The organism is Flavobacterium sp. KMS (genome assembly GCF_000813005.1).
In the GTDB taxonomy this organism is placed as follows: Bacteria; Bacteroidota; Bacteroidia; order Flavobacteriales; family Flavobacteriaceae; genus Flavobacterium.
The window spans coordinates 38,013-62,048 of record NZ_JSYP01000004.1 but is presented as its reverse complement, the minus strand read 5'-3'; the positions used below and the strand labels follow the sequence as shown (position 1 = coordinate 62,048).

Annotated in this window: 25 protein-coding genes; 14 read left to right on the top strand and 11 right to left on the bottom strand. The window is 32.0% G+C overall.

The window, feature by feature from the left end:
- The first annotated feature begins 4 nt into the window (after window positions 1-4).
- Genes OA93_RS06020 through OA93_RS06005 form a run of 4 tightly spaced genes read left to right on the top strand, consistent with a single transcriptional unit; the run spans window position 5 to window position 1,698 of the window.
- Window positions 5-424 carry a hypothetical protein gene (locus OA93_RS06020; protein WP_039112240.1) on the top strand — a complete coding sequence of 140 codons (420 nt, stop codon included), beginning with the start codon at window positions 5-7 and terminating at the stop codon, window positions 422-424.
- 4 nt (window positions 425-428) lie between these two features.
- On the top strand, window positions 429-848 hold the full coding sequence (locus tag OA93_RS06015) for a hypothetical protein (RefSeq protein WP_039112239.1): 420 nt from the start codon (window positions 429-431) through the stop codon (window positions 846-848).
- A 5-nt stretch (window positions 849-853) separates the two neighbouring features.
- Window positions 854-1,273, top strand: coding sequence for a hypothetical protein (locus tag OA93_RS06010; RefSeq protein WP_039112238.1), 420 nt, complete (start codon window positions 854-856; stop codon window positions 1,271-1,273).
- Between the two features lie 5 nt (window positions 1,274-1,278).
- Window positions 1,279-1,698 carry a hypothetical protein gene (locus tag OA93_RS06005; protein ID WP_039112237.1) on the top strand — a complete coding sequence of 140 codons (420 nt, stop codon included), beginning with the start codon at window positions 1,279-1,281 and terminating at the stop codon, window positions 1,696-1,698.
- Between the two features lie 128 nt (window positions 1,699-1,826).
- Here OA93_RS06005 and OA93_RS06000 read toward each other — a convergent pair whose 3' ends face one another.
- On the bottom strand, window positions 1,827-2,270 hold the full coding sequence (locus OA93_RS06000) for a PepSY-like domain-containing protein (RefSeq protein WP_039112236.1): 444 nt from the start codon (window positions 2,268-2,270) through the stop codon (window positions 1,827-1,829).
- 202 nt (window positions 2,271-2,472) lie between these two features.
- Here OA93_RS06000 and OA93_RS05995 point away from each other — a divergent pair, with 202 nt between their 5' ends.
- Together OA93_RS05995 and OA93_RS05990 are read left to right on the top strand one after the other, a co-directional pair.
- Window positions 2,473-4,107, top strand: a complete 1,635-nt coding sequence (locus OA93_RS05995) for an ABC-F family ATP-binding cassette domain-containing protein (protein ID WP_039112395.1) — start codon at window positions 2,473-2,475, stop codon at window positions 4,105-4,107.
- A 245-nt stretch (window positions 4,108-4,352) separates the two neighbouring features.
- Entirely contained in the window at window positions 4,353-5,471 is a 1,119-nt protein-coding gene (locus OA93_RS05990; RefSeq protein WP_240474688.1) for a porin, read from the top strand.
- Between the two features lie 119 nt (window positions 5,472-5,590).
- Here the strand turns inward: OA93_RS05990 and OA93_RS05985 are convergent, their stop codons facing one another.
- The 3 genes from OA93_RS05985 to OA93_RS05975 are packed head-to-tail and all read right to left on the bottom strand — an operon-like array spanning window position 5,591 to window position 9,102.
- Window positions 5,591-6,748, bottom strand: a complete 1,158-nt coding sequence (locus OA93_RS05985) for an ABC transporter permease (RefSeq protein WP_039112235.1) — start codon at window positions 6,746-6,748, stop codon at window positions 5,591-5,593.
- Window positions 6,749-6,750: 2 nt separating this feature from the next.
- Window positions 6,751-7,704, bottom strand: a complete 954-nt coding sequence (locus OA93_RS05980; protein ID WP_039112234.1) for a biotin/lipoyl-binding protein — start codon at window positions 7,702-7,704, stop codon at window positions 6,751-6,753.
- Between the two features lie 12 nt (window positions 7,705-7,716).
- Window positions 7,717-9,102 (bottom strand): TolC family protein, encoded by a 1,386-nt coding sequence (locus OA93_RS05975; protein WP_240474687.1) that lies wholly within the window; start codon window positions 9,100-9,102, stop codon window positions 7,717-7,719.
- A 265-nt stretch (window positions 9,103-9,367) separates the two neighbouring features.
- On the opposite strand from OA93_RS05975, the gene OA93_RS05970 reads away from it, so the two are divergent.
- The 3 genes from OA93_RS05970 (at window position 9,368) to OA93_RS05960 (ending at window position 13,253) form a co-directional block, all read left to right on the top strand.
- Window positions 9,368-10,561 carry a hypothetical protein gene (locus OA93_RS05970; protein WP_039112393.1) on the top strand — a complete coding sequence of 398 codons (1,194 nt, stop codon included), beginning with the start codon at window positions 9,368-9,370 and terminating at the stop codon, window positions 10,559-10,561.
- 117 nt (window positions 10,562-10,678) lie between these two features.
- A complete protein-coding gene (locus OA93_RS05965; protein WP_240474685.1) occupies window positions 10,679-11,800 on the top strand; it encodes a porin in 1,122 nt (373 codons plus the stop codon).
- A gap of 22 nt (window positions 11,801-11,822) precedes the next feature.
- The gene (locus OA93_RS05960; RefSeq protein WP_039112231.1) at window positions 11,823-13,253 is read left to right on the top strand and encodes an anion permease; all 1,431 of its coding nucleotides are present in this window, start codon (window positions 11,823-11,825) and stop codon (window positions 13,251-13,253) included.
- Here the strand turns inward: OA93_RS05960 and OA93_RS05955 are convergent.
- Complete coding sequence (locus tag OA93_RS05955) at window positions 13,250-13,534, bottom strand: acetyltransferase (protein ID WP_039112392.1); 285 nt, start codon at window positions 13,532-13,534, stop codon at window positions 13,250-13,252. The genes OA93_RS05960 and OA93_RS05955 overlap by 4 nt on opposite strands.
- 328 nt (window positions 13,535-13,862) lie before the next feature.
- Here OA93_RS05955 and OA93_RS05950 point away from each other — a divergent pair, with 328 nt between their 5' ends.
- Entirely contained in the window at window positions 13,863-14,522 is a 660-nt protein-coding gene (locus OA93_RS05950) for an alpha/beta hydrolase (protein WP_039112230.1), read from the top strand.
- Window positions 14,523-14,908: 386 nt separating this feature from the next.
- On the opposite strand, the gene OA93_RS05945 is transcribed toward OA93_RS05950, so the two are convergent.
- Entirely contained in the window at window positions 14,909-15,424 is a 516-nt protein-coding gene (locus OA93_RS05945) for a membrane protein (RefSeq protein WP_039112229.1), read from the bottom strand.
- A 168-nt stretch (window positions 15,425-15,592) separates the two neighbouring features.
- Between OA93_RS05945 and rpmH the strand changes: the two genes are divergently transcribed.
- The 3 genes from rpmH (at window position 15,593) to OA93_RS05930 (ending at window position 19,516) form a co-directional block, all read left to right on the top strand.
- Window positions 15,593-15,754, top strand: coding sequence for a 50S ribosomal protein L34 (gene rpmH, locus OA93_RS05940; protein ID WP_008464848.1), 162 nt, complete (start codon window positions 15,593-15,595; stop codon window positions 15,752-15,754).
- Between the two features lie 144 nt (window positions 15,755-15,898).
- Complete coding sequence (gene carB, locus OA93_RS05935; protein ID WP_039112228.1) at window positions 15,899-18,754, top strand: carbamoyl-phosphate synthase large subunit; 2,856 nt, start codon at window positions 15,899-15,901, stop codon at window positions 18,752-18,754.
- A gap of 387 nt (window positions 18,755-19,141) precedes the next feature.
- Complete coding sequence (locus OA93_RS05930) at window positions 19,142-19,516, top strand: helix-turn-helix domain-containing protein (RefSeq protein ID WP_039112227.1); 375 nt, start codon at window positions 19,142-19,144, stop codon at window positions 19,514-19,516.
- 68 nt (window positions 19,517-19,584) lie between these two features.
- On the opposite strand, the gene OA93_RS05925 is transcribed toward OA93_RS05930, so the two are convergent.
- The 5 genes from OA93_RS05925 to OA93_RS05905 form a co-directional block, all read right to left on the bottom strand.
- The gene (locus tag OA93_RS05925; RefSeq protein ID WP_039112226.1) at window positions 19,585-20,235 is read right to left on the bottom strand and encodes a hypothetical protein; all 651 of its coding nucleotides are present in this window, start codon (window positions 20,233-20,235) and stop codon (window positions 19,585-19,587) included.
- A 173-nt stretch (window positions 20,236-20,408) separates the two neighbouring features.
- On the bottom strand, window positions 20,409-20,945 hold the full coding sequence (locus OA93_RS05920) for a DUF4252 domain-containing protein (protein WP_039112225.1): 537 nt from the start codon (window positions 20,943-20,945) through the stop codon (window positions 20,409-20,411).
- Window position 20,946: 1 nt separating this feature from the next.
- The gene (locus tag OA93_RS05915; protein ID WP_039112224.1) at window positions 20,947-21,474 is read right to left on the bottom strand and encodes a DUF4252 domain-containing protein; all 528 of its coding nucleotides are present in this window, start codon (window positions 21,472-21,474) and stop codon (window positions 20,947-20,949) included.
- 1 nt (window position 21,475) lies between these two features.
- The gene (locus OA93_RS05910) at window positions 21,476-21,949 is read right to left on the bottom strand and encodes a hypothetical protein (RefSeq protein ID WP_039112223.1); all 474 of its coding nucleotides are present in this window, start codon (window positions 21,947-21,949) and stop codon (window positions 21,476-21,478) included.
- A complete protein-coding gene (locus tag OA93_RS05905; RefSeq protein ID WP_039112222.1) occupies window positions 21,936-22,445 on the bottom strand; it encodes a sigma-70 family RNA polymerase sigma factor in 510 nt (169 codons plus the stop codon). The genes OA93_RS05910 and OA93_RS05905 overlap by 14 nt, the downstream gene beginning before the upstream one ends.
- 125 nt (window positions 22,446-22,570) lie before the next feature.
- Between OA93_RS05905 and OA93_RS05900 the strand changes: the two genes are divergently transcribed.
- Window positions 22,571-24,019, top strand: a complete 1,449-nt coding sequence (locus tag OA93_RS05900) for a S41 family peptidase (RefSeq protein ID WP_039112221.1) — start codon at window positions 22,571-22,573, stop codon at window positions 24,017-24,019.
- Window positions 24,020-24,036 lie beyond the last annotated feature (17 nt).

Below are 24,036 nucleotides of genomic sequence, written 5' to 3'. Positions count from 1 at the left end.
AAAGATGAAAAGAAGCCTAACTTTTTTCGCAATACTACTATTCTGTAATAGTAGTATTGCACAACAATTGGTACACAGTACCAGTCAGGTTTATTTATTAGAACAAAATAAAGAACGGTTTATTAATAAACCTTTAAAAGATTTACTAAAAGTAATAAAACCAGAAATAAAAACTGCACATGTATTTAATAGTGATAACTCTTCTCTTTTCGGTTTCAGATTTACAACTTTAGCCCAGCAAAGAAAGCGAGAAGGCACTATTGATGACCGTGTGACGCTTTTAGTGTATGTAAAAGAATTTATTGAATGGGATTGGGAAGAAAAGCCTAAAGGCAATGAAATATTATGGACTCAAAAGGATGCAGAAAAATACGGTGATTTAATTGTAACTTATATTGGAGTTGTCCCAACTAGCGAGAAATAAAAACATGAAAAACACTTTAAAGGTTTTCGCAATACTACTATTTTGTAATAGTAGTATTGGACAACAATTGGTATGTAATACTAGTCAGGTTTATTTATTAGAACAAAATGAAGAACTGTTTATCAATAAACGACTAAAGGATTTACTTAAGGAAATAAAACCAGAAATAAAGACAGCTCATGTCTTTAATAATGAGACTTCTTCTCTTTTTGGTTTTAGGTTTACAACTTTAGCCCAGCAAAAAATAGGAGAAGGAGCAATACAAGATCGTGTAACTCTTTTTGTGCAAGTTAAGGAGTTTATTCCCTGGAATTGGGATGGAAGACCTAAAGGAAGTGAATTTAATTGGACACCAAACGATGCACAGAAATTTGCTGATTTTATTGTACTTGATATTGGAGTTGCTGCTACAAGTCAGGATTAAGAGAGATGAAAAAAAGCTTAACATTTTTCGCAATACTACTATTCTGTAATAGTAGTATTGCACAACAATTGGTACACAATACCAGTCAGGTTTATTTATTAGAACAAAATAAAGAACGGTTTATTAATAAACCTTTGAAAGATTTACTCAAGGAAATAAAACCAGAAATAAAGACAGCTACGGTTCTTAATAGTCAAAATTCTTTTGTTTTTTGTTTCAGATTTACGACAATAGAAAAGCAAAGAAAAAAAGAAGGTACTATAGAAGATCGTGTTAGTCTTTTTGTGCAAGTAAAGGAGTTCATCCCCTGGAATTGGGACGAAAGGCCTAAAGGAACTGAATTTAATTGGACGCCAAACGATGCACAGAAATTTGCTGATTTTATTGTAGTTCGCATCGGGGTTGTTTCTACAAGTCAAGATTAAGAGAGATGAAAAAAAACTTAATGTTTTTCGTAATACTACTATTCTGTAATAGTAGTATTGCACAACAATTGGTACACAATACTAGGCAGGTTTATTTATTAGAACAAAATAAAGAACGGTTTATCAATAAACCATTAAAAGATTTACTCAAGGAAATAAAACCAGAAATAAAGACAGCTACTGTATTTAATAATGAGACTTCTTCTCTTTTTGGTTTTAAATTTACAACTCTAGCTCAACAAAGAAAAAATAAAGAGGCTATTGTAGACCGTGTGACACTTTTATTTTTTGTAAAAGAATACATTCTTTGGAATTGGGATGAGAGGGCTAAAGGTGCTGAATTGAATTGGACACCAAATGATGCACAAAAATTTGCTGATTATATTGTAACGCATATTGCTGTTGTAGCTGAAAGTGAGGATTAAGAGAGATGAAAAAACAGAGTTTGTTAAAAATTAAAAGCACAGTTCTCACTGTGCTTTTAATTTTTGTATCATTTTTTTAGACAAATATAATTTGTCAGTTGTACAAGAATAATACTTTTCAAATTTCACTAATTGGCAATCTTGATAAATTCCCCTTTCGGATTAAATTTTAATTCTAAACCACTGCTTAGTTTTGCTTCGTAGCCCAAAGTTTCTTTCTCTATTTTTGTTATTTTGTCTTTAGCAAAATTAGTTTTTACGTAAGTAGTAATCTTTGCAGGAACAATAGCTGTGGGAATAGCTGTGTTTTTTCCATCAACTTCTTTCCAGTTTCCTTTTCCATCAAATTCAATTTGAAGATTATTTGCAAATTGCACTTTGTACTCTTTAGATAAGATTTCTTTATCCTCAAGAATATAAGTTGGTTCTTGTCCAGCGAAGTGAGTTTTCAAAAAAGTTTGTGCATTTGCCGGTAATGCAGCTTTTTTAATTACCGTTTTTTGAGCATTTGCAGAAAGTCCAAATATTAATCCTGCAATTAGGCAAGCTGCCAAGTTTAATTTCGTTCTCATAATTTTCTGATTTTTAAATTCTTATACAAGATATAACTAAAATTTTAAAAGATGTAGGAATAATTGTAAAACTTAAAAAAAACGAAGATGTCGGAGATTTAATTGTATTGTCTAATACTCTAATTAATCTATCTTTGCGCTTTTAAAAAAATACTTGCTAAGAAGTCAAAAATCTAAGCAGTCTAAAAATCTAAAAGTCAAAATGATTACAGTTAATGATATCTCAGTTCAGTTTGGTGGAACTACACTTTTTAGCGATGTTTCTTTTGCTATAAATGAAAATGATAAAATTGCCCTTATGGGTAAAAATGGTGCGGGAAAATCGACACTTTTAAAAATAATAGCAGGACAAAGCAAGCCCTCTACTGGAAGTATCTCGGCACCAAAAGATGCTGTTGTGGCTTATTTGCCTCAGCATTTATTGACCAAAGATGGATCAACTGTAATGGAAGAAGCTTCAAAAGCTTTTGGCGAGATTTTTCAAATGAAAGCTGAAATTGATGAAATCAATGAGCAATTAACCGTTCGTACTGATTACGAAAGTGATGCTTACATGAAATTAATCGAAAGAGTTTCCGACTTAAGCGAGAAGTTTTATGCTATCGAAGAAGTGAATTATGAGGCTGAAGTGGAGAAAATTTTAGTTGGTTTAGGTTTCGAACGTGAAGATTTTACACGCCAGACTTCAGAGTTTTCTGGAGGATGGAGAATGCGAATAGAGTTAGCTAAAATTCTTTTGCGTAAGCCAGACTTAATTTTGCTAGATGAACCAACCAACCACATGGATATTGAGAGTATTCAATGGTTAGAGGAGTTTTTGATAAATTCAGCAAAAGCAGTTGTAGTAATTTCGCACGATAGAGCGTTTGTAGATAATATTACCAATCGTACCATCGAAGTTACAATGGGAAGAATCTATGATTATAAAGCAAAGTATTCTCATTATTTAGAGTTAAGAAAAGATCGTCGTATACACCAACAAAAAGCTTACGATGAGCAACAAAGAATGATTGCTGATAATAGAGCATTTATCGACCGTTTTAAAGGAACATTTTCTAAAACAGATGCGGTACAATCTCGTGTTAAAATGTTAGAGAAATTAGTTATCGTACAAGTTGATGAAGTTGATAATTCGGCATTAAAATTAAAATTCCCGCCAGCAGCACGATCAGGGCAATATCCTGTAGTGGTAAAAGATTTATCAAAATCTTATGGTGATCACGTGGTTTTTAAAGATGCTAATATTGTTATCGAAAGAGGACAGAAAGTAGCTTTCGTAGGTAAAAATGGTGAAGGAAAATCGACTATGATTAAAGCCATCATGAAAGAAATTGGTATTGATGAAGGAAGTGTTGATATTGGACATAATTCACAAATTGGATATTTTGCACAAAACCAAGCTTCTTTATTAGATGAAAATGCAACAATTTTTGAAACTATCGATGCTATTGCAGTTGGAGATGTTCGTACACAAATTAAGAACATTCTTGGAGCTTTTATGTTTCAGGGAGATGATATTACTAAGAAAGTAAAAGTGCTTTCAGGAGGAGAAAAAACACGTTTGGCAATGATTAAATTATTGTTGGAACCAGTTAACTTATTAATTCTGGATGAGCCTTCGAATCACTTAGATATGAAAACTAAAGATATTATTAAAGATGCATTACGTGATTTTGATGGTACTTTAATCTTAGTATCTCACGATCGTGATTTCCTTGACGGATTAGCGACTAAAGTTTTCGAATTTGGAAACAAACGTGTTAAAGAGCATTTTGAAGATGTTGCTGGATTCCTGGCACATAAAAAGATGGACTCTATGAGAGAAATTGAAAAATAATCTAGTTATAATATAATAATAAAAAGAGCGCAAGTTAATTCTAGCGCTTTTTTTTTGTTCAATATTTTTAAGAAAATAACTGTTAAATAAATAGAGTACATGATATAAGTCAGATTAAAGACTACTTAGATTAGATAATTTTGTTGTAAGAAAAAAGCTGTTTTATGGCTTTGGATTTATTAAAGAAAAATATATCTAAATTTTTATTCATGGATTTTTTAAATAATTTTTATTCAAAAAAGGTTATGTTTCTAATCTTTTTATTGCCTTTTTTTTCGAATGGACAAATTACAGAACCTGGTTCTCAAAATGAAGTTAAGTATCCACAATTTAAATTTCAAGGACTTTTTCAGGGGCGTTATTTAAGTGATTTAACTCAAGGTATAGACGCGACAACTGGTTTACAACATGCAGATGGTAATGCAGTAGAAAACACATTTGATATTAAAAGGATGCGTTTGGGTCTTACCACTAAATTGGGTGAAGGGTTTGATATTGTTGTTCTGGCTAATTTTGCAGACTTTAAATCGGATCCTAAAGGAAAAGTTTTAGAGAATGCTTTTGCAAGGTATATCTTTAATAAGGAGATTGGATTTATTTTGGGACAGTTTAGGCCTGCTTTTGGAATCGAGGAATTAAATCCTGCCGATATTCTAAAATCATTTGATTATTCTAATCAATATACCGAATTTGGAAACAATGGTTGGACAAGTTTTCAAATCGGAGCTTCTGTGTTTGGAGGGTTTGATTTGGGTACAATCCCTATTAGTTATACTTTTTCTGCTGTAAATGGTAATGGGAGAGATCAAGTATCGGATAAAGATGATGGTAAGCAATATTCTTCTCGTCTTGCCTTAGAATTAAATAAAAAGCATAATATCAATTTTGGAATTAATGGAGGTATTGGAGAAGTTTTTAATACCAAAATCTTTGCTGTAGGATTAGATTTCACGATTGATTTTAAACTAACGGATAAATTAAAACTAGAAACTCAGCTTGAAGCAAAACAAGGAACAAATCATTATTTGTATTATTCGCTAGCGGAAGATTCGAGAACAGGAAATATTAATGATTATGAAATGCGAGGAGGATATTTTTTACCAAATTTGCGATATGAAATTCAATATCAAAAACTAACGGCTATAGAATTTTCTTGTCGATATGAGTATTTTGACAGAAGTTTTAAAATTAATTCAAACGCAAGACAAACGTATACACCAATGGCAGGTTTAGAATTTGGGAAAGGATATATAGGACGTATAGAAATGGGAATTCAATTTGATAATTATAAACGCAATGTGCCTAATACTACGACATATGATAATAACTTGTTTATCATACAGTTTCAAGGGCGATTTTTTTAATGAATAATTGCAATGTTGTAATCTATTTGTCTTAGATAAATTAATAGGATATGAGTCGGAACTTAAAACGGCATAAGAATTAATTCTTATGCCGTTTTTTATAGAGTAAATAAAAGAGTTTAAGCTTCTTTTAAAACATTTTTCTTTTTAAAGTATAAAGCAATATAGGCGGCAATAGAACATACTACACCTATAATTATCATATTCCAGATAGGTCTTGTAGTTTGAGAAAAAGTTCCATCCTCAATAATTAATATTCTAAAAGCTTTCAAGAAATGTGTTAACGGAATCACATTGGCAATTGCCTGAACTGCTTGTGGCATTTGGCTTAAAGGCCAAGTAAAACCGCTTAGGATAAAACTGGGAGTTGCAATTACCATTAAAATCTCAGTAGCTTTTAATTGATTCGGAACTAAAATACTCACGAGAATCCCAATAAAGGAAACGGAGAGTACAAATATTCCTGCTATAAATGTGAGAGGAAGCAGGTTGTCGTAAAAAGGTAATCTGAACCATAATGTAAAAAGCCAATATATAAACCAAATACCAAAACTCATTAGCATATAAGGAATGATTTTTACAGCTAGTAAATTTAAAATTGAAGGGCATCTTTTTACAAGATCTTTAAATGTTCCATTTTCAAATTCGGAAGCAAAAGAAAGTGCTAATCCTAATAATAAAACTTGTTGTAGAACTGTTGCCAAAACTCCTGGCCAAAGAAAATACATATAGTTGGTGCTTCGATTGTATTTTTTTATAAAAGTAGTTTTGAACGGTTCGTATTGCGACATCAGTAAATTTTCGGGAACACCTTGTTTTCTTAAAGTTTCAATTTGAATACCGGCTTTTAATGTTCCAAGGCAAATTTGTATGGCCGTCGATGCATAATTGGCGGTTAGAACATTAGATGTATTTACTATAGTAGTAATTTCAGGATACTTTTTTGTGAGAGTCATTTTCTCGAAATCTTTCGGAATAATAACAACACAAGTTGCGCCTTTTTCGATAGCAATCTTGGAAAGATTATTTTGGTCGTATAGAACGGAAGCTATAGATAAAACCTCATTATCCTGAAACATCTGAATTGCTTTTGAGCTTAATTCCGTTCTGTCCTGATCAACAACAAGTATGGGGAGATCGGTTACTTTACCTTTGCCGTAAACATAACCCAGCAAGACTCCATAAAGTATTGGCGCACCAATAAAGAGCAATCGAAGCACTTTATTGCTCCAAAATAATCGGAATTCCCGTTTAAGCAATGAAAAGAAATTTTGCATAGTTAAAGAGATAAAGTAACAGTTGTTTTTGTAATTAAATCTTTTGTTTCGTCATGATTGGAAGGCGTTATTTTTATTTCGAATAAACTTTCCTGCATTTCATAATCTGGGTATGCAGTTGCTATGTTTCCGTATGCTCCCAGTTGTTTTATAGTACTAATGCTTCCTTTTATATCTGTTTTTTTATAAGGAACATGTACAGTTACTTCTTGTCCTTTTTTTAGTTTTCCTAATTGATTTTCGGGAATTGTAAAACGAAAGTAAGTACTGTTGGCAACATAACCATTAAATAAAGTGTAGCCAGGTAAAGCCAGTTCACCAATAGTTAAAGTAATGGTTTCGATACTCATATTTTGTGGAGCAATAATATAACGTTCCTGGTCGGCAGTTTCTACTTCTTGCAATGCACCCAGCGCTCTGTCTTGTTGTCCCAGTGCCATGGTTTGTTGTTCTATACGAGCTCCTTTTTTTGCATCATCTAGTTCTGCAATAACTGCATTGTATTGCGCTTGAGCTCCTTGATATTTAGCAAAAGTTTCGTCATAAGTTTGTTGTGATATTAAGGAGTCTTTGAGCATGTTTGTTAATCGTTTAATCGATTTTTGCGCAAACTCATATTGTTCCTTTAATCCCATTTTTTTAGCTTCAAGCTGCTTAATCTGATTTTCAGTTGCACCTTTTACAGCCATTTTATATTGCGCTTTCGCAGATATAACAGCTCCTTCAGCTTGATTTTTTTTAGCATCTACTTCTGGAATATCAAGTATAGCCAGCGTATCTCCTTTTTGGACAATATCTCCTTCTTTGACATAGATTTTTAAAATCTTACCAGGGATTTTGCTTACAACTGCAATTTGTTCTTTTTCTATTTTCCCTTGAATTAAATCTTCTTTTTTTGCTTTTTCGCAGCTTGTAAAAATGAAGATTAAATTGACTATTATAATTGCTTTTTTCATAGAATAGAACTTTTATTTAGATAATTTTTTTGATAAATCGCCAGTGGCAATTATTGTTTCAATAGCCGATAATCGTTGCTCGATTAAAGTAGTAGTTTTATTTACAGATGCTTTATAAGAATCGTTTTCGGCTTCAAGTCGTTCCGATATATTGATAAGCCCTTCCTTGTATTGTTTTATAGCTAGATTTAAATTATTGCCTGCTACTTTTTCTTGTTGTTGGGTAATATCGATTTTTTGAGTTAGAACGCTGTAATCAACAAAGTTTTTTTCGAGGAGTAATTCTAGTTTTTCTTTAGTATCATCAATTTGATTTTGCATCTGCTCGATGTTTATTTTGGCCTCGTGTACTTTGTGTTTTCTTTCAAAACCCGAAAAAACTTCCCATTTCATTGCAGCTCCCACAACCCAGTTGTTGCTTATAGTGGCTTCGTTTAGCCCTAAATATAAAGCTTGATTTATTCCTGTAACTATTGGGGTTGTTGCATTGGCATTAAATAAACTGGAGTAAGAAACTCCTCCAAATGCTCCTAAAGTTGGTAAATAAGTACCTTTTTCTTTTTTTAATAAATACTCGTAAGCTGTTTTAAACGATTCCAAGGCTTTTATTTCCTGTTTGTTTTGAGTGCTTAATTTTTCATCGGTAATTAAATAAGGAACTAAATTGTATTGAACATTGTCTATTTCGCTAATAGAATAGCCAGTTAAGTACTGAATTTTTTTATAAATTAATCTTCGTTTTCCATCCAGCTCAATTTTCTTGGATGTCAATTCTAGTGAAGCTAATTTAATTTTATCTCTGTCGTATGGAATTGCCAGACCTTGTTCTATTGCTTTTGTAACGCGTTTAGTTTCGGTATCTAATCGTTTTTCGCTCTCTTTTATCAGTTTGTCTATTTCCTTTAATAGTTCTAATTGATCAAAGGTATTAATGACATCTTTTATGATTCCGTCTTTCTCGGATTCTTTTAAGAATACTGTTCCTTTGGATTTTTCCTGTATGGCTTTTGCACCATTAGGAATTTGCATACCACTAAACAATACGGTTTTTGCCATCACGCTTCCATTAAAAATGTTTCCGTAATTTTTAAAAGCCGTTTTACCATCAAAAAGCGGATAGTTTACAATAGGTACAGTAGCTGTAGGAAGATCTACAGTTAGTTTGTTGTCAAAATAAGTATATAAAGCACTTGCTTCGACTGTAGGGATGTATTTATTCCAGACTCCTTTTTCCTGAAGATTCAATTTTTCAATATCCAAATCTTTATTTTTTAAAGAGGTGCTTTTTTCTATAGCTTTATAAATAGCATCTTCAAGAGTTGGTGAAACTTCTATCTGGGCATATCCATAAGTTAGGGAAAGGAAAAAAAAGAAAATAGGTAAATGTTTTCTCATCATAATTTTGTTTTTATAATTATATGATAAATTGTAAACGGATTTTTGTAAGGTATTACAAGTAGAATAAGCGTATGCGAAATACGGTTATTTACAAAGTTAAGGATATAAGTCTTACATTTTATGTTTTATCTATAGTAAAATAGGGAGCTTAATTAAAAACTTTTCCGTAAGTTTTATTGAAAATAGAAAGTTGTAGGATGTTGTTAAACTTTGTCTGTTTTTTTATACCTTAGTAAGCATATTTATAAATTAACTAATTATTAACATGAAAAAAAGTATATTATATCTAGCTATTGTGTTGACTAGTTTTTTTAGTCTTCCTATATTATCTCAAACAGATAATGAGCCTGTTGCTTTAGGTTTACCAGGAGATAACCTTAATTTATATGCAGTATTAGATATTTTTCAAAAGTCTAAAACTTTGGAAGATTTTGAAAAAGCATTGAATGATCCTGATAATAAGGTTAATAATTTAGATTTAAATAATGATGGAGAAATCGACTACCTCGAGGTAGAAGGACATAAAGAAGGGAATACCCATGTTATTGTGCTTCAGGTTGCGGTAAGTAGCAAAGAAACACAAGATATTGCTGTTATTGAGGTTGATAAAGATAAGAAGGGAAATATACATGTTCAGGCTATTGGAGACGAAGATTTATATGGCAAGAACTATATAGTTGAGCCTGCAGATACAGCTTCGGGAACACCTAACCCTGGTTATAAAGGAGAACCTACGGTAATTGTAAATAATAACACAACCAATAATTACAATACTACAACTAGCCCAAGTTATGTAAGTACAAGTGTAAGTGCATGGCCAGTAATTTTGTTTTTGTTTTCTCCTATATATGTAGCGTATAGATCTCCTTGGCATTGGGGGTATTATCCTCCGTACTGGCGTCCTTGGCGTCCAGTTTATTATCATGATTATTGGGGATATCACGGACATTATTACAGAAATCCTTATTATCGCAGAACAGCCGTTATAAGAAATCCTAGATACTATAATAATTATGTTTCTAGAAGAAATACATCTGTAGTTGTTAGAGACAACCGAGTTAACGGACGATATAATACGACCTATAACGGTAGGGATTATAAAAGACCTGCGCCAGTTACATCTACCAGACCAACTAGACCAGGCGGGACAAACAGACCTGGTACAAGGCCTACTAATCCTACGACTAGACCAGGAGGTACAACGAGGCCGGTAACACGACCTACAAATCCATCGACTAGACCGGGAACAGGTACAACAAGACCAGTCACACGTCCTGTTACTCCTACAAACCCAACTACAAGACCAGTTGTTAGGCCAACTAATCCAGGAACAACGCGACCAACAACCCGTCCTGTAACTCCAACGACTAGACCAACAACGCGTCCTGTAACAAGACCAACGACGACACCAAGACCAGCGACACCGAGACCTGCAAATAATGGTACAAATCGAAGATAGATTTTAAAAAAAAGAGACTGAGTTTTAAACTCAGATAATATATACACGCCTAATTTTATATTTAAGAAGCTTATGGGGAAAACTATGCTAGCTAGAGTTGTTTTTATATTTCTGATAATGCCATTTTTTTTGATAGCTCAATCTGTGAAGGATACAGTGAAGGTTGAGCTGAAAGAAAAGGAGAAAGAAAAAGAAGTGGTATACCCAAAATTTAAATTTAAAGGGCTTTTGCAAGTACGTTTTCTGGGGTCGATTACAGATAATGTTGATGTTTTAGGAGTTCAGCATACTACCGGAGAAGTAACAAGGAGTTCTTTTGATATAAAAAGAATGCGTGTAAGTGTTGCAGCAAATTTAAGTGAGCATACCGAAGTTGTTGTATTGGTGAATTTAGCCGATTTTAAATCGGATCCCCAGAACAAAGTGTTAGAGAATGCTTACGCAAAATATACTTTTAATAAATACATTGCTTTTACAGGTGGTCAGTTTCGACCAGGTTTTGGTATAGAAGAAAGTGTTCCTGTAGATATCATAAAGTCATTTGATTTCTCGAATCAATATTATGAGTTTGGAAAGAATGGATGGACAAGTTTTCAGATTGGAGCTTCGATGACAGGATCTGCAGATCTTGGGAATATCCCTGTAAATTATGCTGTTTCGGTTTTAAATGGTAATGGGAGAAATCAAAATATGGATAAAGACAGTGGGAAGCAATATTCTACCCGTGTTGTTTTTGGATTATCGAAAAAACACCATCTTAATTTGGGACTTAACGGAGGAACCGGAAAGGTTTATACCAGTGATGTATTTGCTTTAGGAGCAGATATTGCTGCCGACTTTAAATTAACAGATAAACTTTCTCTGGATACCCAATTCGAAATCAAGCAAGGAACCAATCATAATTTATATTATTCACTTCCTGTGGATGCCCGTACTGCCAATGTGAATGATTACCAAATGCGAGGTTTTTATTTTTTACCTAATTTTAGATATGTGATCAATTATAAGAAACTTACATCTCTGGAATTTTCTGCCAGATATGAATATTTTGATTCGAGTTTTAAAGTAGATTCAAACGTAAGGCAAACGCTTACGCCGATGTTAAGTTTAGAATTTGGAAAAGCATATACAGGACGAATCGAAATGGGAGTTGAAATTGACAGGTACACCAAGAATATTCCTAATACAAGCTATTATGATAAAGAACTATTTATTATACAATTTCAATGCAGGCTTTAGTTTAAATTAATCTCTATTTTTTATGAAAGAAGTAAAAATTCCTCAAACATTAATTACGCTTGCAGTAGGTATTGTTCTTTGGATTATTCCAGCTCCCGAAGGAGTGAAACAAGAAGCGTGGCATTTATTTGCCATTTTTGTGGCTACCATTCTTGGGATTATTTTAAAGGCTGCTCCAATGGGTACAATGTGTATGATTGCAATTGCAGTAACCGCATTTTCACAAGTTTTAGCTCCAGGTGAAGCAGGAAAATCAATTACGCTTGCATTAAGAGGTTTTGGAGATAAAGTAATATGGCTTATCGGGATATCCTTTTTTATAGCACGTGGATTTATTAAAACAGGATTAGGAAATAGAATTGCTTTTATATTCATAAGGATATTCGGGAAAAGTTCGTTAGGATTAGCCTACGGATTAGGACTAGCTGATTTATGTCTTGCTCCTGCAGTTCCTAGTAATACGGCAAGAGGTGGAGGTATTATTTATCCTATTATGAAATCGATGGCAATAAGTTTTGGCTCTGAGCCGGATAAACCTGAAACACATAGGAAATTGGGTTCTTTTTTAACTTTAAATAGTTATAATATGAATCTTATTTCATCCTCGATGTTTTTAACAGGAACGGCAAGTAACCCGATGTGCCAGAAGTTTGCTCTAAATTTAGGAATTAAAATTACTTGGATGTCTTGGGCTCTTGCTGCAATTGTACCAGGATTAGTTGCTTTTTTTGTAATTCCTTTTGTTTTATATAAAATTTATCCGCCTGAATTAAAATCGACAAAAGACGCTCCGGGAATTGCTAAGCAAAAGCTAAAAGAAATGGGGCCAATCTCTAGAAATGAATGGTTGATGTTGTTAACATTTTTTATTTTATTGTTTCTTTGGATGACAGGCGATTTATTTTCTATCGATGCTACTACAACGGCTTTTATAGGATTGGTGATTTTATTGTTAACTTCAGTATTAACATGGGAAGATGTAAAATCCGAAAAAGGAGCTTGGGATACGATTGTTTGGTTTTCGGTTTTGGTAATGATGGCAAGTTCGCTCAATGAATTAGGATTTATAGGTTGGTTTAGCGATTTAGTTAAGCAACAAATAGGAGGATTGAGCTGGCAAATGGCTTTTCCTATAATAATTTTGGTATACTTTTTTAGTCACTATCTTTTTGCAAGTGCAACAGCTCACGTTGCAGCAATGTATGCTGCGTTATTAGGAGTAGGAGTTTCTCTTGGTATTCCGGGATTGTTATTAGCGTTTATGCTTGGGTTTGTAGGTTCGCTTTATGGAACATTAACTCATTACGGTCATGGACCAGCTCCTGTGTTTTTTGGTAGTGGTTATGTTGATTTAAAGAGCTGGTGGGTAAAAGGACTTGTAACAGGTCTTGTCCTATTACTCATATATATGGTGATAGGAGGATTGTGGATGAATGTAATAGGGTACTATTAAATTCGGATACCAGGAGGAAGTAGTTCTTTATAAGTTGGGTTTTTCTTAAAGAAAACTACAATTTTAGGGTGAATAGGGACTACTTTTAATTTTCGTTCAATCGAAATTTCCATGATGCTTCTAAGCATGCTATAAAGAAATTCTTGATCTTCGAATGAATCTGGAGTGTTGATTTTTGTTAGAAATATCTTTTTTTCTTGAAAAGAGTATTCGATTGTAACTAATCCTGTAGGGGTTGAGGTTTCAAATTGTCTTGCAAAGGCATTGTCTTTGATCTCCATTAATGAAATGGGTTCCATATTATTTGTTTTTTATGTGGTATTTAAAAAAAAATAGAAGAAATGAACCATATTAAGAGGTTCAGAAAACTTCTTGTAATATATTATCAGAAACAAATTATTTCTATAACAAAGGTAATCATTTGATATTCAATATCAAATGATTTTGTGAGTGAGATATGCTTTACGTTTTTAAAAATGTTGTTAGCACTCGTATTTGCTGTGTTTTTTAATAATAATATTATCTAAAAAATAGAGTAGAGTCGTTAAAAAGCGATAATTTTATGTCGATAATGATATTTAGTTTGTTGTTAATGCCTGAAATACAATTATGAATAAAATTCCTGTTTACTTTATGCCGGGTCTTGCGGCAAGTACTACTATTTTTGAACGAATCGCATTGCCCGAAGATACTTTTGAGATACATTTATTAGAATGGGAAATTCCGCTTGAGCATGAGTCTTTGCAGGATTATGCTAAAAGGATAGCGCAAAATATAAAACATTCGAATCCTGTTTTAGTAGGAGTTTCTTTTGGAGGAATCCTGGTTCAGGAAATGGCAAAGCATATTGAGGCTAGAAAAGTAATTATTATTTCGAGCGTAAAGTGTAATGCTGAATTTCCTCGAAGAATGAAAATTGCCAAGACAACCAAAGCATATAAGCTGATACCAATGCGACTGATATTAAATGTAGAGAATTTGGCTAAGTTTTCTTTTGGAGAAAAGATAAACAAGAGGTTAAAGCTATATGAGAAATTCTTATCTGTGCGTGATATTCGTTATTTAGATTGGGCTATCGAGCAGGTAATTCTTTGGGATAGAACTAAAATCGACGAAAGTGTAATTCATATTCATGGTGATGAAGATGAGGTTTTCCCGATAAAATATATTGCCAACTGTAAAGTGGTAAAAGGCGGAACGCATATTATGATTTTGAATAAATTTAAATGGTTGAATGAAAATTTACCTTCGATAATTTTGGAAGATTAGAAATCTTAAAATTCCAATTTTTTGAAATTGCTTCGCCTGTTCCTAACGCTCGGGTCCAAATTCCAACTGTTTTGCGGTTCGATATCTTTGTCAAAGCTTTAAGCTTTGACAAAGGTCTGTGTGTAAAAATGAAAAACTTAAAGGTTCTTATGAAACCTAGAGCTCTAGCCCTGATAGAAGCGGTATCCTTTTTCTGGCTTCTTTAGACAGGAAAAGATACAAGCGGATAGCAGGAAATAGTTTCTAATTAAAATTTCAATATCTAAAATTCTAAATTCCAATTGTTTTATGGTTCGAAACCTTTGTCAAAGTTTTCCGCGCAAGTCAAAAAAAATCCCAAACTCTTTTTAGAATTTGGGATTTTAGATATTGTAATTTAAAGAAATTTAGATTTTCTTCATTTGATCTTTCATCATTGTGATTTGCTCTTTCAGCATTCCTTGTTTGTCTAATTTCTTAGCTTCATTCAATAAATTAGTCGCTTCAAGCTTTCTTCGGCGTGACATAGCAACACCAGCAAGGTTTAATTTTGCAACAGCTAAATCCATATCCATAGATAAACCAAGCTCAATTGCTTTTTTGAAATATTTCTCAGCTTGATTAATATTAGTTTGAGAAACCATAATACCATGTAGGTAATTAAAGTAACCTTGTTGTTTTCTTACTAAAGCAGTTTCAGGATTTTTGATGTATGCCAGCCATTTTTTAGCACCTTCAAAATCTTGTTTTCTTAATTTCAGGAAGGCTAATAAGATGAATTCATTTTTAAAGTAAAGGAAAATAGGTATTCCAGCTAATAATATAAGAAAGATTCCGTTTCCGATATTACTTTCTGTAAATTGCCAAACGCCAGCAACTACTAATAGTCCGGCTAAAATAATTTTAATATTTCTGTGAAACATAATAGGTGTATTTTTGTGATTGCAAAGATAGTAAAATGAATTAAAAATATTTTTATAAAACTACTTGCAAGGAAAAAAAGTCTTTGTATATTTGCACTCGGTTTTAGAGTAACAATATTCGAAGAACAAAAAGAAGATATTAGACACCATATTTAAAGATACAAAGCAATGAGCAAAAGAACGTTTCAACCATCGAAAAGAAAAAGAAGAAATAAGCACGGATTTATGGACAGAATGGCTTCTGCGAATGGAAGAAAAGTTCTTGCACGTAGAAGAGCTAAAGGAAGACATAAACTGACTGTTTCTAGCGAACCTAGACACAAAAAATAATGTTTCTATAAACATAAATAAGGCGTTACTTTTTTTAGTATCGCCTTTTTTTATACCTTGTCATTAAAAAATGAGTAATGTTTTAATTTCTAATGCAGTAGGATTAAACATTAAAAGAAAATATAACTACACAATACAATTAAAATGCCAAAAGACACATCAATAAAATCAGTTTTAATAATAGGTTCGGGGCCTATTGTTATTGGTCAAGCTTGCGAATTTGATTATGCAGGATCACAATCAGCACGTTCTATTCGTGAAGAAGGAATTGAAGTTATCTTGATAAACTCAAATCCAGCGACTATTATGACCGACCCATCAATGGCGGATCATGTATATTTAAAACCACTAACTACAAAATCGATTATTGAAATTCTGAAAGCTCATCCACAAATTGATGCTGTTTTGCCTACAATGGGAGGACAAACTGCATTAAATTTATGTTTGGAAGCTGATGAAAAGGGAATTTGGGCTGATTTTGGAGTAAAATTAATTGGTGTTGATGTGAACGCCATTAATATTACTGAAGATAGAGAGCAGTTTAAACAACTTCTTGAAAAAATTAATGTACCAACTGCACCTGCAAAAACGGCTACTTCGTACTTAGAAGGAAAAGAAATTGCACAGGAATTTGGTTTTCCACTTGTAATTCGTCCTTCGTTTACACTTGGAGGAACTGGAGCTGCGATTGTTTATAAAAAAGAAGATTTCGATGAACTTTTAACAAGAGGTCTTGAAGCTTCGCCAATACATGAAGTTTTAATTGATAAAGCTTTAATGGGTTGGAAAGAATATGAGTTGGAACTTTTAAGAGATAAGAATGATAATGTTGTAATTATTTGTTCTATCGAAAATATGGATCCAATGGGAATTCATACTGGAGATTCGATTACAGTTGCACCAGCAATGACTTTATCGGATACAACATTCCAAAAATTAAGAGATTACGCTATATTAATGATGCGTAGTATCGGAAACTTTGCTGGAGGTTGTAATGTACAATTTGCAGTTTCTCCAGACGAAAAAGAAGATATTGTTGCGATTGAAATCAACCCTCGTGTATCTCGTTCATCTGCATTAGCATCGAAAGCAACTGGTTATCCAATTGCAAAAATTGCTTCTAAACTAGCTTTAGGATATAATCTTGATGAATTGCAAAACCAAATTACAAAATCGACTTCGGCTCTTTTTGAACCAACTTTAGATTATGTGATTGTAAAAATACCTCGTTGGAACTTTGATAAATTTGAAGGTGCTGACAGAACTCTTGGTCTTCAGATGAAATCTGTAGGTGAGGTTATGGGTATCGGACGTTCATTTCAAGAAGCTTTACATAAAGCAACACAATCATTAGAAATTAAACGTAATGGTTTAGGTGCTGATGGAAAAGGATATAAAAATTACGAACAAATTATCGAGAAACTAACTTTTGCAAGTTGGGATCGTGTTTTTGTAATTTATGATGCAATTGCAATGGGAATTCCGTTGAGCCGTATTCATGAAATTACTAAAATAGATATGTGGTTCTTGAAACAATATGAAGAACTTTATACTCTTGAGAAAGAAATTTCAAACTATAAAGTAGCTACTTTGCCAAAAGAACTTTTGCTTGAAGCGAAACAAAAAGGTTTTGCCGACAGACAAATTGCTCACATGATGAATTGTCTGGAAAGTGAAGTGCATACTTTACGTATGGATAAGAACATTAACCGTGTGTTTAAATTAGTAGATACTTGTGCTGCCGAATTTAAGGCGAAAACTCCTTATTACTATTCAACTTTTGAAGCTGAAATAGAAAAAGCAAATGGAGAACGTTATGTAGATAACGAAAGTATTGTTACCGATAAAAAGAAAATAATAGTTTTAGGTTCTGGACCAAACCGAATTGGACAAGGAATTGAATTTGATTATTCTTGCGTTCACGGTGTACTTGCAGCTAAAGAGTGTGGTTACGAAACTATCATGATTAACTGTAATCCTGAAACTGTTTCGACAGATTTTGATACTGCTGATAAATTGTATTTTGAGCCAGTTTTCTGGGAGCATATCTACGATATCATTCAGCATGAAAAACCTGAAGGTGTAATTGTACAGTTAGGTGGTCAGACAGCATTAAAACTAGCAGATAAATTATCTAAATACGGTGTAAAAATTATAGGAACAAGTTTTGATGCCTTAGATTTAGCTGAAGATAGAGGACGTTTCTCTGAGTTATTAACGGAACTACATATTCCTTTCCCTCAATTTGGAATCGCTGAAACTGCGGATGAAGCTTCTGCTCTTGCAGATACTCTAGATTTTCCATTATTGATTCGTCCTTCTTATGTATTAGGTGGTCAGGGAATGAAAATCGTAATAAACAAGAAAGAACTTGAAGAGCACGTTATCAATTTATTGAAAACAATTCCTGGGAATAAATTACTTTTAGATCATTACTTAGCTGGAGCAATCGAAGCTGAAGCGGATGCAATTTGTGATGCTGATGGAAATGTTTATATCATAGGAATAATGGAGCACATCGAGCCTTGTGGAGTTCACTCGGGAGATAGTAATGCGACATTACCTCCTTTTAACTTAGGAGAGTTTGTAATGCAGCAAATAAAAGATCATACTATAAAAATTGCGAGAGCTCTTAAAACAGTTGGTTTAATAAATATACAGTTTGCGATAAAAGATGATACGGTTTATATTATCGAGGCAAATCCTAGAGCATCGAGAACAGTACCATTTATTGCGAAAGCTTACGGAGAACCTTATGTAAACTACGCTACAAAAGTAATGTTGGGACATAATAAGGTAACCGATTTTAAATTCAACCCGCAATTAAAAGGATTTGCAATTAAACAACCTGTATTCTCTTTTAGTAAATTCCATAATGTAAACAAAGCATTAGGACCAGAGATGAAATCGACAGGAGAAAGCATCTTGTTTATCGATGACTTAAAAGATGATCAGTTCTATGAATTGTACTCAAGAAGAAAAATGTATTTGAGTAAATAATCTCAAATCCTGATATAAAAAAAGCTCCATAATTGGAGCTTTTTTTATATCTAATAAGTAACATAATAGATAAAAACCAACAATCAATATTATTTAGTTAAAAATAGTATTAATTGTTGATTAGGTCAGCATCTAAATTTATAGTTGCTCTAATAACCAAATTACAAATTTTGCGATTCCGTGGTTCATAATGTAGATATTTTATCATTTATAATGAATTTCAAAAAGTCGTTAAATACCCTTTTGATATTAGTAAATTTGATGAGATATTTATGTTTTTTTGTAATAAAAATCGTAAAAATTAAAGCTAAATTTGTAGTAAAAAACCTTTGATTTATCTAGGCAATATGATTTTATATGCTATATTTGTTTAAAATCATACATTTTATGCAAGCGGAGATTGTAGTTAAAATAAAGAAAATTCGTATTGAAAAAGGTTTTTCACCAAATGAAATGGCAGAAAAGTTAAATATTGACCTTTCTGCATATTCTCGTTTAGAGTCAGGAAGAACATTTACTTGGGGAAAATACTTGGAAGATATTTTAATAATTTTTGATCTTTCACCTGAGTGCTTTTTTAAAGGAATAGGGATGAAGAATAATATTAGATATAAGAAAGATTCTTTTGGGGATAGTGCTTCTTTTGAATATTTTTTTACGGAATATAAGAAAAAAGTAAAAAAAGTAGAAATTTTATTTGAGGAGCGATTGAAAGATAAAGATGAAATTATAGAGCAGTTAAAAAAGAATAAAAATAAATAAAGAAGCCTCACAAAGAGAGAGGCTTTTTTTGTTTGAATATTTTGTAATAAAAAGGTGATTGTGATTTTTTAAACGTCTGTATTATTTAATTCTTCAAAATTTTTATTTAATTTATTTATTAGTTTTAAATAAAGGGTTTTATAAATGAACCAAATAAATGAGGAAAGAATTATTAAGAACAATGCAAGTATGAAATAAAAACAAATTTGAGGAATAAGTATATTGTTATTTGATTGATTTGGATTCAAGAAAATTAGAGATATATCATTGTTTTTAAGATATATAGAGGAGAAAATAATTGCATTTAGATTAAACAATATTAAGCTTGAAAATATGTAGTAATATACTGATTTTCTTGTTTTTATGATGCTTTTGGATAATTCGTTTAAGTTTGAACTTGTGTCAATTCTTTTGTAATTGATAAAAAATTGCACAAAAAAATAGATAAATATGAAATAATACAAATAGTCTAAAAATATGATTATATTATTCTGTTCTACTGCTAATATTTCTTTTGAATACTCTAGTTGATTTGCAATATAAGACGCTAATAATGAGACTAAAAATTCTAAAATACTTATTATTAGAATCTTTTTTACAATAGAATAAGAGCGTAGGTGTATTATATTAAACAATTCTGAACGCTCAATATTTATATTTGTAAAGTCTAAATTTCTCCACATTTTTTTTAAAAGACTTGATTTATTTTTATTTTTCATGGCTTTTTTACTTAATTAGTATGTTTTTTTCTGATTAAGTTACACTTTGTAGTGTGAAAAAATAAAGAAAATTCTTTCTTTAGTATAAGTATGAAAGATTAAGTTAAATAAACTCAAGTCCTGATATAAAAAAAGCCTCAATTAAGAGGCTTTTTTTGTTTTTAAAGTAAGAATTATTTAATCAGTTGTTGTAACGGTTTAAGTTGTTCCATATCTATATTAGATTCTTTAAGAATGGTCATTAATGTCATGATATTGTTTGGATTCATATTTTTTCCTAAAACACGAACTACTGCAAAACCATTTTCATTTCTGTTGGCATAAATTATGAATTCTTCAATATTCTCGTCTGTTCCTACATAGCTTACAGAAGCGCCATCTTTTCCAGAACCAAATTTCATTAATTGTTGGTATTTTGGGTTCTTTAAAATAGTATTTAGCTTAGTTCTCTCAGCTTCATATTCAGTTTGGTTTTTATCATTTCGTTTAAAAGCCAAGATGTTCATTTTGTCGAAAGAGTTTAATGCTTCGCTTTGTTCAGCAGATAGTTTTTCTTTGTTTACATTGAGAATACTTGGTGAAACATCGAGAGCAATGAAGTTTTTGTTTTCGGTATTTTCTACAAAATATTTCTGTAATGAAGGTCCAGAATTGCAACTTACTAGAAGTAATAATCCTAAAAAGGCGAAAATGTTGGTGATTCGTTTCATGTTATTTTTTTCCTTTAGATGCTTTTTTCAAATCAGAACCTCCAGGTAATTTCATTTTATCAGTAAGTACCGAGATTTCGTTTAAGTCAAAATTACCAGTAAGCGATAGTAAAACAGTGTCTTCATTTTTACCTGAATCAATAAACATGAATAACTCTTTTATTTGAGTGTCGCTTGCTCCAGATTTTACATAAATTTTCACGTTTCTTCCGTTGTCGTTTACTCGCATTAACTCTTCTAAACCTGCAGATTTTATGTATTTATCTGCGGTAAGTTTCATGTCGGCTTCAACTCTGGTACTTTGTGTTGTAAACACCTTTAGATTGTCTAGTTTTTTGATAAGGCTTAAGTATTGTTGTGTTTCTTTATCAGAAGCATCAACTTTTACCTTACTCATTAAATCGAACATTTTTTTGTTTACGATTACAGATGTTACATCATCCTGACCATCATATTTGTCAAAAGCTCCTTGTGCATAAAATGCATGGCTTACAAATGCGAAAACTAGTGTTATTATGAAATTTTTCATTTTATCGAATTTTATTTTGTTTGAAAATTAAGTTTTTTGATTGTTCGTATTCTTTAATATACTGGACACTTTCTATACCAGTATTAACATTGTGTGACACCATAGCCAAGGCTTTTTGCGTTGCCGCCAAAGCTTCTTCTGGAGAGTCATAAGTTCCTAATTCTGATTTTGCAACAACAGGAGTTGTGTTATTTGTGTTGTTGAGGTAAAAATAAGAACCTATTCCTAGTAAAAGGACAGCCGAAGCAGCAATTGATAACCACGCCACATTACGTTTCTTAGTTTGTAGTGGAATTTCTTGCGTTAAACGTTGTTCTTTTACTTGAGAGAAATAACCAAAAAGTGGTTTGTATTGCTCTAAATGCTGCGCAACATTTGGAGAAGAAAAGTAATTTTTTAATTCATTTTCTTCGGCAATAGTACTTTCTCCCTGAAAGTATTTTTCTAATATTATTTCTATTTTATCTGATTCCATATTGATGTGTATTAAGCATAGATTCTCTTATTTTTTTTCTAGCTCTTGAAAGCGCTACGCGAATAGCGGTTTCATTCATATTAACTATTTTGGAGATTTCGTCAAACTCATATTGTTCGACATCTCGTAACTGAATTAAAATTTGTTGCTGCTCTGGCAATTGACTCATTATTTTTTCTACCCATTCTAAACTATTATTATCTTCTACTTTTTGATCTAATCGTGGCTCTCTATCGGTGTAATTAGAATGTACAAGGGTAAGATTACTGGCTCGTTTTGATTTTAATTGATCCAGACAATAATTTTTTGTCATTGTCATGGCAAGAGCTTCAACATTATTATAAGTGCTTAATGTTTCTTTCTTACTCCATAGTTTAACTAAAATCTCTTGGGAGGCATCTTCTGCTTCTTCTGTACTTATGAGTAATCGTTTTGCCAGACGAAATACTTTGTCTTTAAAAGGATTTACTAACTGAAGGAAAACGATTTGGTTCATAAAAATTACAAATTATAGGTTCGCTTATAGTATCAAGACGAAACAGAATTATTTTTGTTACAAAAGTGTGTGAAATAAAACTAAAGATAGTATTTTTACGTTAATACTATATTGATACCTACTATATGAAGACAATATTAAGAACCGCAATATTATTATTTTTAGCAGTATTCTGCTTTCAAGCCTGTCAGGATCAAGACGATGTGGCTGCTCCTAGAAGCTTACAGGTTCAGGATTTTATCTGGAAAGGATTAAATCAATATTACTTATGGCAAGCTGATGTTCCTAATTTAGCTGATGATCGTTTTGGAAACCAAGAACAACTAAATTCTTTTTTAAGAGGGTATTCAGATCCTGAAACATTATTTAATTCTTTACGTGTTGATTCTTCAATAGACAGATTTAGTTGGATTGTAGATGATTATACTGTATTGGAGCAAGAACTTCAAGGAACATCTAAAAATAATGGAATTGATTTTAAATTAAGTCCAAAATCTAAAGGTTCTAATGATTTGATTGGTTTTGTGCGTTATATTCTTCCTAACTCGGATGCTGCAAGCAAAGGAGTGAAGCGTGGAGATTTATTTTATGGTATTAATGGTATGCAAATTACTTATGATAATTATAAAACCTTGCTCGCACCTGATAGTTATATGCTAAATTTAACTGATTATGATGGAACGACATTTGTGCCAAATGGCAAATCGGTTACACTTACTAAATCAGTTTTGGATGAAAATCCAATTTTCATAAATAAAGTGATAGAGAAAAATGGTCGTAAAATAGGTTACTTAATGTATAATGGTTTTTATGGTAACTATGATGATCAATTAAATGCTGCATTTGGAGAATTAAAAGGGAAAGGTATTACAGATTTAGTTCTTGATTTGAGATATAATGGGGGAGGTTCTGTGCAAACAGCAACCCGATTAGCAAGTATGATTACAGGACAGTTTACAGATAAAGTTTTTTCTAAACAAAAATGGAATAGTAAACTCAATAAATACTTTGAAAGCGAAGACTCAGAATTGCTTAATAATAATTTTGTAGATAAATTTAATGGAGTTGCTTTAAATAGTTTGAACTTGACCAAAGTATATATATTAACTTCTAAAAGTACAGCTTCGGCAAGTGAATTGGTTATTAATGGATTAAAACCATACATTGATGTAATACAAATAGGTGATGTAACTATAGGTAAAAATGTAGGTTCGGTTACTTTGTATGATTCACCTACTTTTGGTAAAACTAATCGAAATCCAAGTCATAAATATGCTATGCAGCCAATTGTTTTGAAGATTGTTAACTCAATAGGTTTTGGAGAATACACTAATGGATTAACGCCTACTTATAGCGTAATAGAAAGTATAAATTCGTTGGGAGTTTTAGGAGATGAAACGGAACCATTATTAAGTACTGCAATTTCTAAAATTACAGGAACAGGTAAAGTAATTTTGCCTAAAGATGGTAAAGAGTTTGAATACTTTACCGATTCAAAATCAATAGATGGTATTCGAAATCAAATGTATGTAGATAAAGCTCCTGAAGGACTTTTGAGAGCATTACAAGATTAGATAGAGAAATAAAAAAG